Below are 13,949 nucleotides of genomic sequence, written 5' to 3'. Positions count from 1 at the left end.
CTGGGTGCTTCTTTTTACAAACACAGCGTGCGACTACAGCGTTTGAATCAATGCGCTTGCTGCAACGGGTCCAGCGCGCGGGCGTGCTCGACCTGCCAGCCAATGGGCACGACGTCGCCAACGCTCAGCGCCGGGTCCAGCTCGGCGATCGGTTGTTTGACGAAGAAGTCGGTTTTGCCCGCCACTTCCAGACGCACACGCACGTGGTCGCCCAGGTAGATGAACTCGGCCACGCGGCCCGAGAAACGGTTTACGCAACTCTCGCTGCGGCCATTGAGGCTCACGCGCTCCGGGCGAATCGACAGGGTCACCGGATCGCCTGCACCGCCGACGTTGACCGCCAGCGCCTCGACTTTCTCGCCACGGCCCAGAGTCACGACGCAGCGGTCGCCGGTCTGGCTGAGCAAGGTGCCGTTGATGCGGTTGTTCTCGCCGATGAAGTTGGCGACGAAGGTGTTCTTCGGCTCTTCGTACAGGGTGCGCGGCGGCGCGATCTGCTGGATTTCGCCCTGGTGGAACACCGCGACGCGGTCAGACATGGTCAGCGCTTCGCCTTGGTCGTGGGTCACGTAAACGACCGTCACGCCCAGACGCTGATGCAGGTGTTTGATCTCCATCTGCATGTGTTCGCGCAGCTGTTTGTCCAGCGCGCCGAGGGGTTCGTCCATCAGCACCAGTTGCGGCTCGAACACTAGTGCGCGGGCCAGTGCCACACGCTGCTGCTGGCCGCCGGACATCTGCGCCGGGTAACGATGGGAAAGCGAGCCGAGCTGCACCATGTCCAGCGCGCGCTTGACCTTCTCGGCCACGTCAGTCTTGCTCATGCCACGCACCGACAGCGGGAACGCCAGGTTCTCAGCGACCGTCATGTGCGGGAACAGCGCGTAGTTCTGGAACACCATGCCGATGTCGCGCTTGTGCGGCGGCACGTTGTTGATCGAACGGCCACCGAGCAGGATCTCGCCCGCGGTCGGTGTTTCGAAACCGGCGAGCATCATCAGGCTGGTGGTCTTGCCGGAACCCGAAGGCCCGAGCAGGGTGAGAAATTCGCCCTTGCGAATGTCCAGGTTGAGGTCTTTGACGATCAGAACTTCGCCGTCGTAGCTCTTTTGCACACCACGAAAGCTGACCAGAACATCGCTCGCCCCAGCGCTTGAATCGACGTTGCTCATTACCCACACCTTTGTTTAATCAAACGTGGGAACAAGCCTAGATCAGCCTGAAGACCGCGCAAATCGGGGGGTATGAGAGATTGTCCTAGGCGTGGTGGAAGGTCTGGGGTAGGGATTGCCCTACACGGATGGCGGGGATGGATATGTCCAGCGGCAGAAACAGTTCGTCTGTTTCAACGCCTTCGCGAGCAAGCTCGCTCCCACAGGGGAATGGTGCACCTCTGTGGGAGCGAGCTTGCTCGCGAAGGCGTCATTGCAGGCGCCAGAGAGAGTCGCTTTTAGATACGAGATCAGACCAGCTTGTGCTCCATCGCGTACTTCACCAATTCGGCCAGCGAGGTAATGTTGAGCTTCTGCATCAACCGCGCCTTGTGGGTGCTGATGGTTTTGCTGCTCAGCGCCAGCTGCTGGGCGATGTCGTTGACGTTGGCACCCTGGGCCAGGCGCTCGAACACCGAGAACTCGCGCTCGGACAACAGCGAATGTAAAGGCCGGCTGTCCGTCAGCCCCACTTCGAACACCATGCGGTCGGCCAGTTCCGGGTCGATGTAGCGTCCGCCCGACGCCACCCGTCGGATCGCCGTCAGCAACAGCGCGGGGTCGCTGTCCTTGGTGGCGTAACCGGCTGCGCCGATTTTCAAGGCGCGGGCGGCCATCTGCGCTTCGTCGTGCATCGACAGCACCAGAATCGCTGGCGGATTGTTCAGCGCACGGATCCTGGGAATGGCTTCAAGGCCGTTGACGCCGGGCATCGAGATGTCCAGCAGCACGACCTCGCACTCGGTGCAACGCAGCGTGTCGAGCAGTTGCTCGCCATTGCTGGCCTCTCCCGCCACGTAAAGATCCTTGGCCAGGCCGATCAGTTGCTTGATGCCCTCGCGGACGATGGTGTGATCTTCGGCGACCAATACACGAATCACTGCACTTGCTCCTGCGCGACCTGTTCCAGCGGAATGTAGATACGCAAGGTTGTGCCTTCTCCCAGCGTGCTGTCCAGATGCAATCGTCCGCCCATGATCAACACCCGCTCGCGCATGCCCACCAGGCCGAACGACGCCGGGCGTTCGGCAACCTGATCGAAGCCCTTGCCATCATCGGCGACGCTCATGCACAGCACGCCGTCCTTGAGGCTCAGGTTCAACTCCACCGAGTGCGCTTCGGCATGACGCATCACGTTGGTCAGAGCCTCCTGCAGAATGCGGAACAGACCGATGGCCGTGGCGTCGGCCAGCCTCGGCAGGTTGTCCGGCACCTGGACCAGACACGGGATCTGCGTGCGCGCCTCGAAGCGCCGGGCCTGCCATTCGATGGCCGAAGCGATGCCGGCATCCAGAATCGGCGGACGCAACGCTGTCGCCACATCGCGCACCAGCTGGAACAACTGGGCGATCAGGCGCTTCATGCTGTTCAAGCGATCGCGCAGGCCAGGATCGAGATCGGCGTAGGCCAGTTCGCACATGGACGTTTCCAGCTTGAGCACGGTCAGCATCTGACCCAGCTCGTCGTGCACTTCCCGGGCGATGCGGGCCTTTTCCTCTTCCCGTACCGTTTCCAGGTGCGCCGACAACTCGCGCAACTGTTCGGCCAGGACCTGCAGACGCGCCTCGCTTTCCTGCAGGGCAGCCAGTGAGCGACGGCGCTCGGTGACATCGGTGATAAACACCACAAGATACTCGGCCTCGCGAAACCTGAGAAAGCTCAGTGACACATCGGCGGGCAGAATGCTGCCATCGGCGCGCACGCAATTGCTTTCGAAGTTCTGCGGAGCGTCGTCGCTGGCGCGGGCGTTCTTCCACAGGTTGAGCCAGCGATCCATGTTCAGTTGCGGCTCGAAGTCGATCAGCGGCCGATCGACCACGCCGCCGCTTTGGTAGCCCAGCATGGCCTCGGCCGCTCGGTTGGCGTAGCGCACATGGCTGTCCCAGTTGACCCAGAGAATGCCCACAGTGCTCTGGTCGATGGAAAACTGCGCCAGACGCAGCGCCTCTTCGTTGGCCAGCCGCCGGGTGAGCTCCTCTCGGGCGGCGAGCAATTCGCGCTCAAGGGTCTGTTGCTGCTTGCGCTGCCAGTAGACGATCGCCGCGCTCGATAGAAACAGCACCAGAAAAAACAGCGCAAGGTTTTTCCACAGCCCCGGCGATTCGCTGACCCGCGTGTATTTGGCTTGCAGCCACTGCGCGTGCAACTGGTCCAGATCCTTGGGCGCGATCGCATTCAGCGCCAGGCTGATGATGTCAGCCAGCTCCGGTGCATCCCGTCGTGACGCCACGCGCAACAGCTGTGGTGAGCCGATATCGCCGACCACCGCCAGATCGGCGAACTCATTCTCCCGGGACAGCCGACTCAACTGCGCCTCATCGACCACCGCATAGCGCGCCTGCTGGGTGAGCAGCAGTTGCAAGGCCTGGCGATCCAGTGGCACGCCTTGCAGGTTGAGATGGGAATAGTTGGAGCGCAGGTAATCGGCAGTCGCGCTGGGCATGCGCACGGCGACCCGCACCTGCTCGCCGAGCTTTTCGAGGTCCACGGCACCGGCGCCATCGCGCTCGCCGACAATCAGCTGCGACACCCGCATGTAGGGGTCCGAATACAGCCACAGGCGCAGGCCCGCTGGGGTCTGTGTCAGGCCCGGGGCGAAATCGACCTCGCCATCGGCCAGGGCTTTTTCAAGCTCGGCCTGATCGGAGAAATTACGCCAGATCAACTCGACCTGCAGGGTTCTGGCCAGCAGATTGACCAGATCGACGTTGGCCCCGGACAACACCTGGGCCCGCCGGTCGAATTGCGCATAAGGCGCCTGCAACACCAGGCCGACGCGCAACTGCCCGCGCTGGTTGAGCCAGTCACGCTGAGCGTTGCTCAGCACATCCGCGGGCGCGGGCACTGCGCCCGCCTGCGCAGCGCCGGACACGCCAATCAGCAACAGCGCCATCAAGAGCGCTCTGGCACAGCCGATAACCCAAAGGCACAGCACGCGGATTCTCAATCTGTCATCCCCACTTCCCTGAATCCTCGCTCGATCATCTGGTGTGCATGGCGCCTGAACGCGGTCGGCAAGCCCCGGCCTGACAAACCGCCATCAACCCATTAGGCTGCCGGAATTGTTTCTGGCCTTTGGAATATTCGATGTCCTACACCATTCGCGCAATATTTCCCGCGATTTGCCTGACACTGATCCTACCTTGCTCGCAGATCGCCATGGCCGCCGACCCGGCACCCGCCACCGACGCGAAAGCTGAGGAGAAAGCGCCCGAACGCGCCGCCCTGCCCTCGCGCAGCCAGGAAGATTCGCTCGCACTGGAGCGCAGTGTCCCACAAGCCGAGCAGCAACAATTGCAGGCCGCAGACGAAAGCTTCCTCGCCTTGTGGAAACCCGCCAACGTCGACGAACCCAAGGGCGCGGTGGTGATCGTACCCGGTGCCGATGAGTCGGCAGACTGGCCCATCGCGGTCGGCCCCCTGCGCAACAAGCTGCCGGATGTCGGCTGGGCCAGCCTGAGCCTGTCCATGCCGGACGCCTACAACGACGGCGTTTTCGCACGCACCGCCGACGCACCGGCCACAGACGACAAGCCAGCGGCTGACAAGGATAAGGAAAAAACGCCCGACCCTGCCGCCAGCGCAGAAGCCGATGCCAAGGCGGCAGCCGAACAGGCTGCAGCCCAGGCAGAACGGGACAAGGCGACCGCCGAGAAAGTCTTCGCCCGGATCGACAGCGCGGTGGCATTCGCCCAACAGAACAAGGCCCACAGCGTCGTCCTGCTCGGCCACGGCACCGGCGCCTACTGGGCGGCGCGCTACATGAGCGAGCGTCCGGCTCCGGCGATCCAGAAGCTGGTGATGGTGACGGCCGTGGAAACCGCGCTGCAGAAACCTTCGCTGGTCGAGGTGCTGCCTACGCTGAAAGTGCCGACGTCGGACTTCGTCAACCGCGACCTGCCGGTGCCGCGTCAGCAGGCCAAGGACCGCCTGGACGTCAGCAAACGCATCAAGAACGCGAAATTCACCCAGGTGGCGCTGACGGCCGTGCCGGGCAACCGGGCGAGCGAGCAGGAGCAACTGGTGCGTCGGGTTCGCGGGTGGCTGGATGCGGAGTGACGCCGCCACTCTGCCTCTGCCGAAGGCGTGGGAGCCGGCTTGCTGGCGAATTCGGTCGGTCACCGAACATAGCGGTGCCTGACCGAACGCTTCGCCAGCAAGCCGGCTCCCACAATCGCAATGCCTCGGACCTTAACGAAACCCGCGCCGGTCGCGAATCACCGCATAGGCATGGTGCAACTCGCGGGTCTTCTCGGTCGCATCGCGCACCTGTGACTGGCTCGCCCCGGAGCCTGCGACCTTGTCCGGATGATGGCGGCTGAGCAAGCGTCGATACGCCCGCTTGATCTGCGCCGGCTCCGCATCCGAACGCACACCCAACAATCGCAGCGCTTCCTGATACTCGCCACCGCTGCTGGCCGGCGCGCGGTTGCGCTGTTCGTCCTCGGTGGCGGCCAATCCCTCAACCTGCTCGGTGGTCCAGCCCAGCCATTTGCCCCATTGCACGATCAGCGCGCGCTCGGCCCGCGACGCCTTGCCGTCCGCCCAGGCCATGCGCCAGCAGGCGCGCAGCAAGCCCTCGGCGGCGTGGGGCTGGGTTTTCAGCCGATGCAGATGCACCTGCAAATTGTCACGCCCGTCCTTGCCGCGATTGAATGCGGCAATCGCCCGCCGCGTCGCGGATTCGCCCAGGTCCAGCCGGCGCATTTCCACCCGCGCCTGCTGAATATGCCCGTCGACCACCCGGCCATCACTCTTGGCCACCCGCCCCAGCAGAATGAAGATCAGCTCGTCATCACGCGGCACGCTACGCCCGCGAGCGCGCTCCCACAGCTCGGCCAGGCTCTGCACATGCAGCCGTCGATCCAGCGCCTGCCCCAGCAGCGCGCCCAGCATGGCGCCGGGAATGCTGGCAATTGCATACCCGGCGCCACCGCCGATTACCGTAAATGGCCAGAGCATTCAGGAATGCACCGCAAGGATCTGCTCGACTTCTGCCAACCGTTCATGGGTGCCGACGTCGACCCAGCGCCCGGCCAGATGCTCGCCGCTCACCAAGCCCTTGGCCATCGCGTCACGCAGCAACGGCGCGAGTTTGAACGCGCCTTCGCTGCAACCGGCAAACAAATCAGGATGGAGGACGGCGATGCCGCTGTAGGTCAGGCGCGGCAGGCTGGCATCGTCGATCACCTGGCCATTGACCAGGGCGAAATCCCCGGCCGGGTGATGCGCCGGGTTGTCCACCAGCACCAGATGAGCCAGGCCGTCGATCGAGCGGTTCAGGCCGGCGAAGTCGCAGTCGGTCCAGATATCGCCATTGACCACCAGAAACGGCTCGTCACCCAGCAACGGCAGCGCACGAAAGATGCCGCCACCGGTCTCCAGCGGTTCGCCTTCTGGCGAGTAGCGGATATTCAGGCCCAGTTGCCGGCCATCGCCCAGATAGTCCTCGATCTGCTGCCCGAGCCAGGCATGGTTGATCACCACTTCGGTGAAACCTGCGAGCTTCAGCGCGCGCAGGTGGTACTCGATCAGCGGAACACCGCCGGCGCGCACCAGCGGCTTGGGCGTGTGCAGGGTCAATGGACGCAGGCGCTCGCCCTTGCCGGCGGCCAGAATCATCGCTTTCATGGGTTCCTCTTGGAAACAGTCTTCACATCCGTACCTTACAAGCAGCGATCATCGACGCTCAGGCTTCTTGTTTTGGCTGACCGAGGCTGGTCAGCAGATTGTTCAGTTCCACCAGCTCCGGCCGGCGCGCCAGCACCGCTTCTATATAAGAGAAGAAGCGCGGCACATCGGCGACATAGCGCGGCTTGCCATCACGGTGGCAAATGCGGGCGAAGATACCGATGACCTTCAAGTGCCGCTGCACGCCCATCAGATCGCTGGCGCGGCGGAACTCCTGGAAATCGTCCTGCACGGGAATGCCTTTTTCTCGGGCCTTTTCCCAATACACCTTGAGCCAGTTCGCAACACGCTCCTCGGGCCAGCTCAGGAATGCATCCTTGAACAGGCATGTGATGTCGTAAGTCACCGGGCCATACACCGCATCCTGGAAGTCCAGCACGCCGGGATTCGGTTCGCTGAGCATCAGGTTGCGCGACATGTAGTCGCGGTGCACCAACACTTTGGGCTGCGCCAGGGCGCTGTCGATCAACAGCTCGCTGACGCGCTGCCAACTGGCCTGCTGCGCAGCGTCAAACTCGACACCCAGGTGGCGTTTCACGTACCACTCGGGGAACAGCTCCAGCTCGCGACGCAGCAACGCCACATCGTAGCTCGGCAATGGCGTCTGCATCGGCAACTGCTGATAGGCCAGCAAGGCGTCGATGGCATCGGCGAACAATTGATCGGCATTGTGCTCGTCGATCACATCCAGATAGGTTTTGCGACCCAGATCGTTGAGCAGAAGGAAGCCCTGATTCAGGTCTTCGGCATAAATGAGCGGAACATTAATCCCCGATTCGCTCAATAAATGAGCGATATCCACGAAGGGTTTGCAGTTTTCCTGGGGCGGTGGCGCATCCATCACAATAAATGTGCGGTCCGGACTCTCCCAACGGAAGTAACGACGAAAACTCGCATCGCTGCTGGCCGCAGTCAATGTGGCCGGGGGAACGGCGCCCCAGCCCTGTTTCGAAAACAATTCTGGCAGCTGTTCATCGAGCCAAACTTTCAGGTGTTGCAGGCGTACATCTTGATCTGGCATTGCAAGGGTCTCCGACGGCGCTAGCCGTCAAGCGGGTCATGCTTTATTATCCGACATCTTTTTCAGCCCATCGAGAGGCGTGCGGCCCCCCGCGGGCAGATGGCGCGCAGGAAGCCCGGACTAATAAGATGGCATTGAAATCCCCCGCGTTTCGTAAAAAATTTCCGTTGCTGGTAACCGGCAGTTTGCTGGCGATGCAACCTCTGGCCACTCAGTACGTGGTTGCAGCCGAACAGTATGACTGCTCGGTGTCGGCAACCGGTTCCTGGGATTGCTCTCCGAAAACCAACGCAGCCCAGTTGCCTCCGCGGCCTGTGCACGACGCCAACAGTGTGTCGTCCAACAGCAGCACGGCCACTGAAGGCACGACCACCACCGAAAGCGGTGAAGTCGTGCCCAAGACGATGCTGGTCACCGAGGCCAAGGGCCGTGGCTTGAGATCGCGCAGCGCCGACTACAGCCATCTGGACTGGGTTCCACGTGAGAAGCTGACCGCTGCCCAACTGGCAGAGACAGGCCCTTATTGCTCCGGCGCCTACATCGAGCCGATTCGCCCTGGCATGGACGACAAGACCGCCAAGAGCGATGCGCCGACGTTCATCGGTGCCAAGGCTTCGCGCTATCAGCAGGAAGAGCAGATCGCCACCCTGGCCGGTGACGTCGTCATGCGCCAGGGCTCGATGCAGGTCGAATCCGACGAGGCCAGCCTGCACCAGGCCGAGAACCGTGGCGAGCTGAATGGCGATGTCCGTCTACGCGACAACGGCGCGCTGATCGTGGGCGACCACGCCGAAATCCAGCTGGACACCGGCGAAGCGAAAGTCGACAACGCCGAATACGTGCTGCACAAGTCCAACGTGCGGGGTAACGCGCTGTACGCCCGTCGTGCAGAAAACGCCATCATCCGCCTCAAGGACGGTACGTACACCACGTGCGAACCGAGCAGCAACGCCTGGACGGTCAAGGGCAACAACATCACCCTGAACCCGGCCACTGGTTTCGGTACGGCGACCAACGCCACCCTGCGCGTGAAGGACATTCCGATCCTCTACACGCCGTACATCTATTTCCCGATCGACGACCGTCGCCAGTCCGGCTTCCTGCCACCGACCATCGGTGCCAGCAGCGACACCGGCTTCTCGTTGCTCACCCCGTACTACTTCAACCTGGCGCCGAACTACGACGCCACGTTGTACCCGACCTACATGGCCAAGCGCGGCCTGTTGCTCGAAGGCGAGTTCCGCTACCTGACCAAGAGCAGCGAAGGTCAGTTCGGCGCCGCTTACCTGAACGACGACAACGACGATCGCAAGCTGCAGTCCGATTACAAGGACACGCGCTGGATGATCAACTGGCAGGATCGCAGCGGCCTGGACACACGCCTCACGTCCAAGATCGACTACACCAAGGTCAGCGATCCTTACTACTTCAAGGATCTGAAAAGCGGCCAGGAAGGCGTCAGTACCCACGACTTCCTGAACCAGCAAGGTGCCTTGACCTACCGTGGCGACAGCTATACAGCCGGTCTGAACGTTCAGCAGTATCAGCTGACTACGGTTACCCAGATCACGCCTTATGGCCGCCTGCCGCAGCTGACCCTCAACGGTACGCTGCCATTCCGTCCGGAAGGCCTGAAGTTCGATTACGAGACCGAGCTGGTTCGCTTCGATCGTGACCTGCGTACTGGCGGGTTTACGGACGAGGACGGCTTCACCACGCCACGCCTGGACACCAACGTCGCCGGCCTGGCCCGCGCCAACGGCAACCGGTTGAACCTCGCGCCGTCGATCAGCCTGCCGCTGACTGCGTCTTATGGCTACATCACGCCAAAACTGAAATATCAGTACACCAAGTACGATCTGGATCTGGACGCTCAAGGCAAGCGCACGCTGCTGGATGGCGAACAGTTCGACAGCGGCGTCGACCGCTCGATCCCGATCGCCAGCGTCGACAGCGGCCTGTACTTCGATCGCAACACCAACTGGTTCGGCACGAACTATCGCCAGACCCTGGAACCGCGTCTGTACTACCTCTATGTGCCGTACAAGGACCAGACCGACATCCCGGTTTTCGACACGGGTGAAACCACCTTCAACTACAGCTCGCTGTTCCGCGACAACCGCTTCGTTGGCGGGGACCGCGTGGGTGACGAGAACAAGCTGTCGCTGGGTGTGACCAACCGCTGGATCGAAGACAACGGCTTCGAACGTCAACGCTTCAGCATTGGCCAGGCGTTGTACTTCAAGGATCGCAAGGTCCAGTTGCCAGGCATCAGCTTCGACGACCGCAAGGACGCCCAGTCCGACGTCTCGCCGTACGCGCTGGAATACGAATATCGCTTCAACCGCGACTGGCGTCTGGCCTCCGACTTCAACTGGGACCCGGACAGCCGCAGCACCCGTTCGGGCAGCGCGATGTTCCACTACCAGCCTGAAGACGAGCCGGGCAAAGTGTTCAACGCCGGTTATCGCTACCGCAACGACCAGGTCCGTTACGACCCGGCAACCGGTCGCTGGACCGTGGGCGGCGGCGACGCCGTGCTGGCTGACGGCTCGGTCATCAAGGACTACTACAAGATCGAGCAGCATGACTTCTCGGTCATCTGGCCGGTCGTCCCACAGTGGAGCGCCATCGCTCGCTGGCAGTATGACTACAACCGCAGTCGCACCCTGGAAGCCTTCGGTGGTTTCGAATACGACAACTGCTGCTGGAAGCTGCGTCTGATCAACCGTTACTGGGTTGACTACGACGAGTCCACGCAAGAAGTGGCGACCAACGAGAAGGGCGACCGCGGCATCTTCCTACAAATCGTGTTGAAGGGACTTGGTGGCGTTGTTGGCCAGAAAGTTGAAAGCTTCCTCGACAAAGGCATCCAAGGTTATCGTGAACGTGAAGACCAAGCTTTCTGATTGTCTGCGCCCGCTGATGCTGGGCGCGTTGCTCATCGGTACCGTGGCGCACGCTGAAGTGCGCCCCATCGACAGTGTGGTCGCCATCGTCGACAACGACGTGGTCATGAAAAGCCAGCTCGATCAGCGCACCCGTGAAGTTCAGCAAACCATCGCCAAGCGCGGCCAGGGCGTGCCCCCGGCCAGCGCACTGGAATCCCAGGTTCTGGATCGCCTGATCCTGGAAAACCTGCAGTTGCAGATCGGCGAGCGCTCCGGCATTCGCATCACCGACGAAGAACTGAACCAGGCGGTCGGCACCATCGCTCAGCGCAACAACATGAGCATCGAGCAGTTCAAGGCAGCGCTGGCCCACGACGGCCTGTCGTACCAAGCTGCCCGTGAACAGATCCGCCGCGAGATGATCATCAGCCGCGTGCGTCAGCGCCGCGTGGCCGAGCGCATTCAGGTGTCGGAACAGGAAGTGAAGAACTTCCTGGCGTCGGACCTGGGCAAGGCGCAGTTCTCCGAAGAGTACCACTTGGCCAATATCCTGATTCCTACGCCTGACAGTGCTTCCTCGGACCAGATCCAGGCGGCTGCCGTTAAAGCGCGGGACATCTACGGCAAGCTGCAACAAGGTGCCAACTTCGAACAACTGGCGATCTCTTCCTCGGCCAGCGAAAGCGCCCTGGACGGCGGTGACATGGGCTGGCGTAAAGCCGCTCAACTGCCACCTCCGTTCGGCGACATGCTCGCCTCGATGAGCGCCGGCGACGTGACCCCACCGGCCCGTACCCCGGGCGGTTTCATCATCCTCAAGTTGCTGGGTAAACGCGGCGGCGAGAATCAGACCCAGATGCGCGACGAAGTCCATGTTCGCCACATCCTGATCAAGCCAAGCGAAATCCGCAGCCCGGCTGAAACCAAGCTGCTGGCAGAGCGCATCTACGATCGCATCCAGAACGGCGAAGACTTCGGCGAATTGGCGAAGAACTTCTCGGAAGACCCGGGCTCGGCGCTCAACGGCGGCGACATGAACTGGGTTGACCCACGTTCGCTGGTGCCGGAGTTCCGCGACGTGATGAACGAGACGCCACAAGGTGTCGTGTCCAAGCCGTTCCAGACCCAATTCGGCTGGCACGTCCTGGAAGTGCTGGGCCGTCGCGCCACCGACAGCACCAATCAGGCGCGCGAGCAGCAGGCCATGACCGTACTGCGTAACCGCAAATACGACGAAGAGCTGCAAACCTGGCTGCGTCAGATCCGCGACGAAGCCTACGTCGAAATCAAGCTGCCTGGCGCTGACCAGGCTGCCAAGTGAAACCCCAGCGTTTCGCCCTGACACCCGGCGAGCCCGCCGGCATTGGTCCTGACCTCTGCCTGCTGCTCGCCGCGCAGTCCCAGCCTCACCCCCTGATTGCCATCACCAGTTGCGACCTGCTCAGCGAGCGGGCCGCGCAACTGGGTGTGGCTATCAGTCTGATTCCTGTCACGCCGGATGCATGGCCTGAGCTGCCCGCCCCCGCCGGCAGCCTGTATGTGTGGGACACACCGCTGGCGGCGCCTGTCGTCACCGGCCAGTTGAACAAGGCCAATGGCCCGTTCGTCCTGGAAACCCTGACCCGCGCCGGCGTCGGCTGCCTGAACGGCGATTTCGCCGGGATGATCACCGCCCCCGTGCACAAGGGCGTGATCAACGAGAGCGGCATTGCCTTCTCCGGCCACACCGAGTTTCTCGCCGAGCTGACCCAGACCGAACAAGTGGTGATGATGCTGGCCACTGGCGATCTGCGCGTTGCCCTGGTGACCACTCACCTGCCCCTGCGTGACATCGCCGACGCCATCACCCCCGACCGGCTGGAGCGCGTGACACGCATCCTGCACGCCGATCTGGTCAACAAATTCGGCATCGCCCACCCGCGCATTCTGGTCTGCGGCCTGAATCCGCACGCGGGCGAAGGCGGCCATCTGGGCCGCGAAGAAATCGACATCATCGAACCCACCCTGGAGCGTCTGCGCAGCGATGGCCTGGATTTGCGCGGCCCGCTGCCCGCCGACACTCTGTTTACCCCCAAATATCTGGAGCACTGCGATGCAGTGCTGGCGATGTACCACGACCAGGGCCTGCCCGTACTCAAGTACAAAGGCTTCGGCGCTGCCGTCAACGTCACCCTGGGCCTGCCGATCATTCGCACTTCTGTGGATCACGGCACGGCGCTGGACCTGGCCGGCAGCGGCAGGATCGACACCGGCAGCCTCAAGGTCGCGCTGCACACCGCCTATCAGATGGCCGAGACCCGTACGTAAATGACCGAGCAATACCAACACAAGGCGCGCAAGCGCTTCGGCCAGAACTTCCTGCACGACGCCGGCGTGATCGACAAGATCCTGCGTTCGATCCGCGCCAAGGCCGATGACCGCATGCTGGAAATCGGCCCGGGCCAGGGCGCCCTGACCGAAGGCCTGCTGGGCAGCGGCGCCAAGCTGGACGTCGTCGAGCTGGACAAGGACCTGGTGCCGATCCTCATGCAGCAGTTCAGCCACCTGCCCAACTTCAACCTGCATCAGGGCGACGCGCTGAAGTTCGACTTCAACACCCTGAACGCCGCGCCCAACAGCCTGCGCGTGGTCGGCAACCTGCCGTACAACATTTCCACGCCGCTGATTTTCCACCTGCTGGACAACGCCCACCTGATCCGCGACATGCATTTCATGCTGCAGAAGGAAGTGGTCGAGCGTCTGGCTGCGGGCCCGGGCGGCGGCGACTGGGGCCGTCTGTCGATCATGGTCCAGTACCACTGCCGCGTGGAACACCTGTTCAACGTCGGCCCCGGTGCGTTCAACCCGCCACCGAAGGTCGATTCGGCCATCGTGCGCCTGGTGCCCCACGAGACCCTGCCGCACCCGGCGAAGGATCACCGCCTGCTGGAGCGCGTCGTGCGCGAAGCCTTCAACCAGCGCCGCAAGACCCTGCGCAACACGCTGAAAGCCCTGCTGACCAGCGAAGAAATTTCCGACGCCGGAGTAGACGGCAGCCTGCGACCAGAACAGCTTGATCTGGCTGCATTCGTCCGTCTGGCTGACAAACTCAGCGAGAAACCCGCCGCCGCGTAACACCGACAGGACATGTCCGGG

At 62.6% G+C, this 13,949-nt stretch carries 11 protein-coding genes; 5 read left to right on the top strand and 6 right to left on the bottom strand.

Translation table 11 applies throughout. The features are described 5' to 3' along the window. Window positions 1–47 precede the first annotated feature (47 nt). The 3 genes from AC1MEK_RS15940 to AC1MEK_RS15930 form a co-directional block, all read right to left on the bottom strand. Window positions 48–1,172 carry an ABC transporter ATP-binding protein gene (locus AC1MEK_RS15940; RefSeq protein WP_480397251.1) on the bottom strand — a complete coding sequence of 375 codons (1,125 nt, stop codon included), beginning with the start codon at window positions 1,170–1,172 and terminating at the stop codon, window positions 48–50. 290 nt (window positions 1,173–1,462) lie between these two features. Then, a complete protein-coding gene (locus AC1MEK_RS15935; protein ID WP_480397250.1) occupies window positions 1,463–2,092 on the bottom strand; it encodes a response regulator in 630 nt (209 codons plus the stop codon). Then, entirely contained in the window at window positions 2,089–4,104 is a 2,016-nt protein-coding gene (locus tag AC1MEK_RS15930) for a PAS domain-containing sensor histidine kinase (RefSeq protein ID WP_480397249.1), read from the bottom strand. The genes AC1MEK_RS15935 and AC1MEK_RS15930 overlap by 4 nt, the downstream gene beginning before the upstream one ends. A 194-nt stretch (window positions 4,105–4,298) precedes the next feature. On the opposite strand from AC1MEK_RS15930, the gene AC1MEK_RS15925 reads away from it, so the two are divergent. Then, a complete protein-coding gene (locus tag AC1MEK_RS15925; protein ID WP_480397248.1) occupies window positions 4,299–5,270 on the top strand; it encodes an alpha/beta hydrolase family protein in 972 nt (323 codons plus the stop codon). A 132-nt stretch (window positions 5,271–5,402) separates the two neighbouring features. Here the strand turns inward: AC1MEK_RS15925 and AC1MEK_RS15920 are convergent, their stop codons facing one another. From AC1MEK_RS15920 to AC1MEK_RS15910, 3 genes are read right to left on the bottom strand one after another with little or no spacing between them, the layout of a single operon-like run. After that, window positions 5,403–6,173: a TerB family tellurite resistance protein gene (locus AC1MEK_RS15920; protein WP_480397247.1), complete on the bottom strand. Its 771-nt coding sequence runs from the start codon at window positions 6,171–6,173 to the stop codon at window positions 5,403–5,405. Next, window positions 6,174–6,842 (bottom strand): N-acetylmuramate alpha-1-phosphate uridylyltransferase MurU, encoded by a 669-nt coding sequence (gene murU / locus AC1MEK_RS15915; protein WP_480397246.1) that lies wholly within the window; start codon window positions 6,840–6,842, stop codon window positions 6,174–6,176. It abuts the gene before it with no gap. 58 nt (window positions 6,843–6,900) lie between these two features. After that, a complete protein-coding gene (locus AC1MEK_RS15910) occupies window positions 6,901–7,923 on the bottom strand; it encodes an aminoglycoside phosphotransferase family protein (RefSeq protein ID WP_480397245.1) in 1,023 nt (340 codons plus the stop codon). 128 nt (window positions 7,924–8,051) lie between these two features. Between AC1MEK_RS15910 and AC1MEK_RS15905 the strand changes: the two genes are divergently transcribed. From AC1MEK_RS15905 to rsmA, 4 genes are read left to right on the top strand one after another with little or no spacing between them, the layout of a single operon-like run. Further along, window positions 8,052–10,832 (top strand): LPS-assembly protein LptD, encoded by a 2,781-nt coding sequence (locus AC1MEK_RS15905; protein WP_480397244.1) that lies wholly within the window; start codon window positions 8,052–8,054, stop codon window positions 10,830–10,832. Beyond that, window positions 10,813–12,135 (top strand): peptidylprolyl isomerase, encoded by a 1,323-nt coding sequence (locus AC1MEK_RS15900; RefSeq protein WP_480397243.1) that lies wholly within the window; start codon window positions 10,813–10,815, stop codon window positions 12,133–12,135. Before AC1MEK_RS15905 ends, AC1MEK_RS15900 begins: the two co-directional genes overlap by 20 nt. Further along, window positions 12,132–13,121, top strand: a complete 990-nt coding sequence (gene pdxA, locus AC1MEK_RS15895) for a 4-hydroxythreonine-4-phosphate dehydrogenase PdxA (RefSeq protein WP_480397242.1) — start codon at window positions 12,132–12,134, stop codon at window positions 13,119–13,121. The genes AC1MEK_RS15900 and pdxA overlap by 4 nt, the downstream gene beginning before the upstream one ends. Continuing rightward, complete coding sequence (gene rsmA / locus AC1MEK_RS15890; protein WP_480397241.1) at window positions 13,122–13,928, top strand: 16S rRNA (adenine(1518)-N(6)/adenine(1519)-N(6))-dimethyltransferase RsmA; 807 nt, start codon at window positions 13,122–13,124, stop codon at window positions 13,926–13,928. Window positions 13,929–13,949: the final 21 nt, after the last annotated feature.

Source organism: Pseudomonas sp. 2, assembly GCF_056627435.1.
The sequence above is the reverse complement of the archived record's forward strand: the minus strand, read 5'-3'. Positions and strand labels throughout refer to the sequence as shown.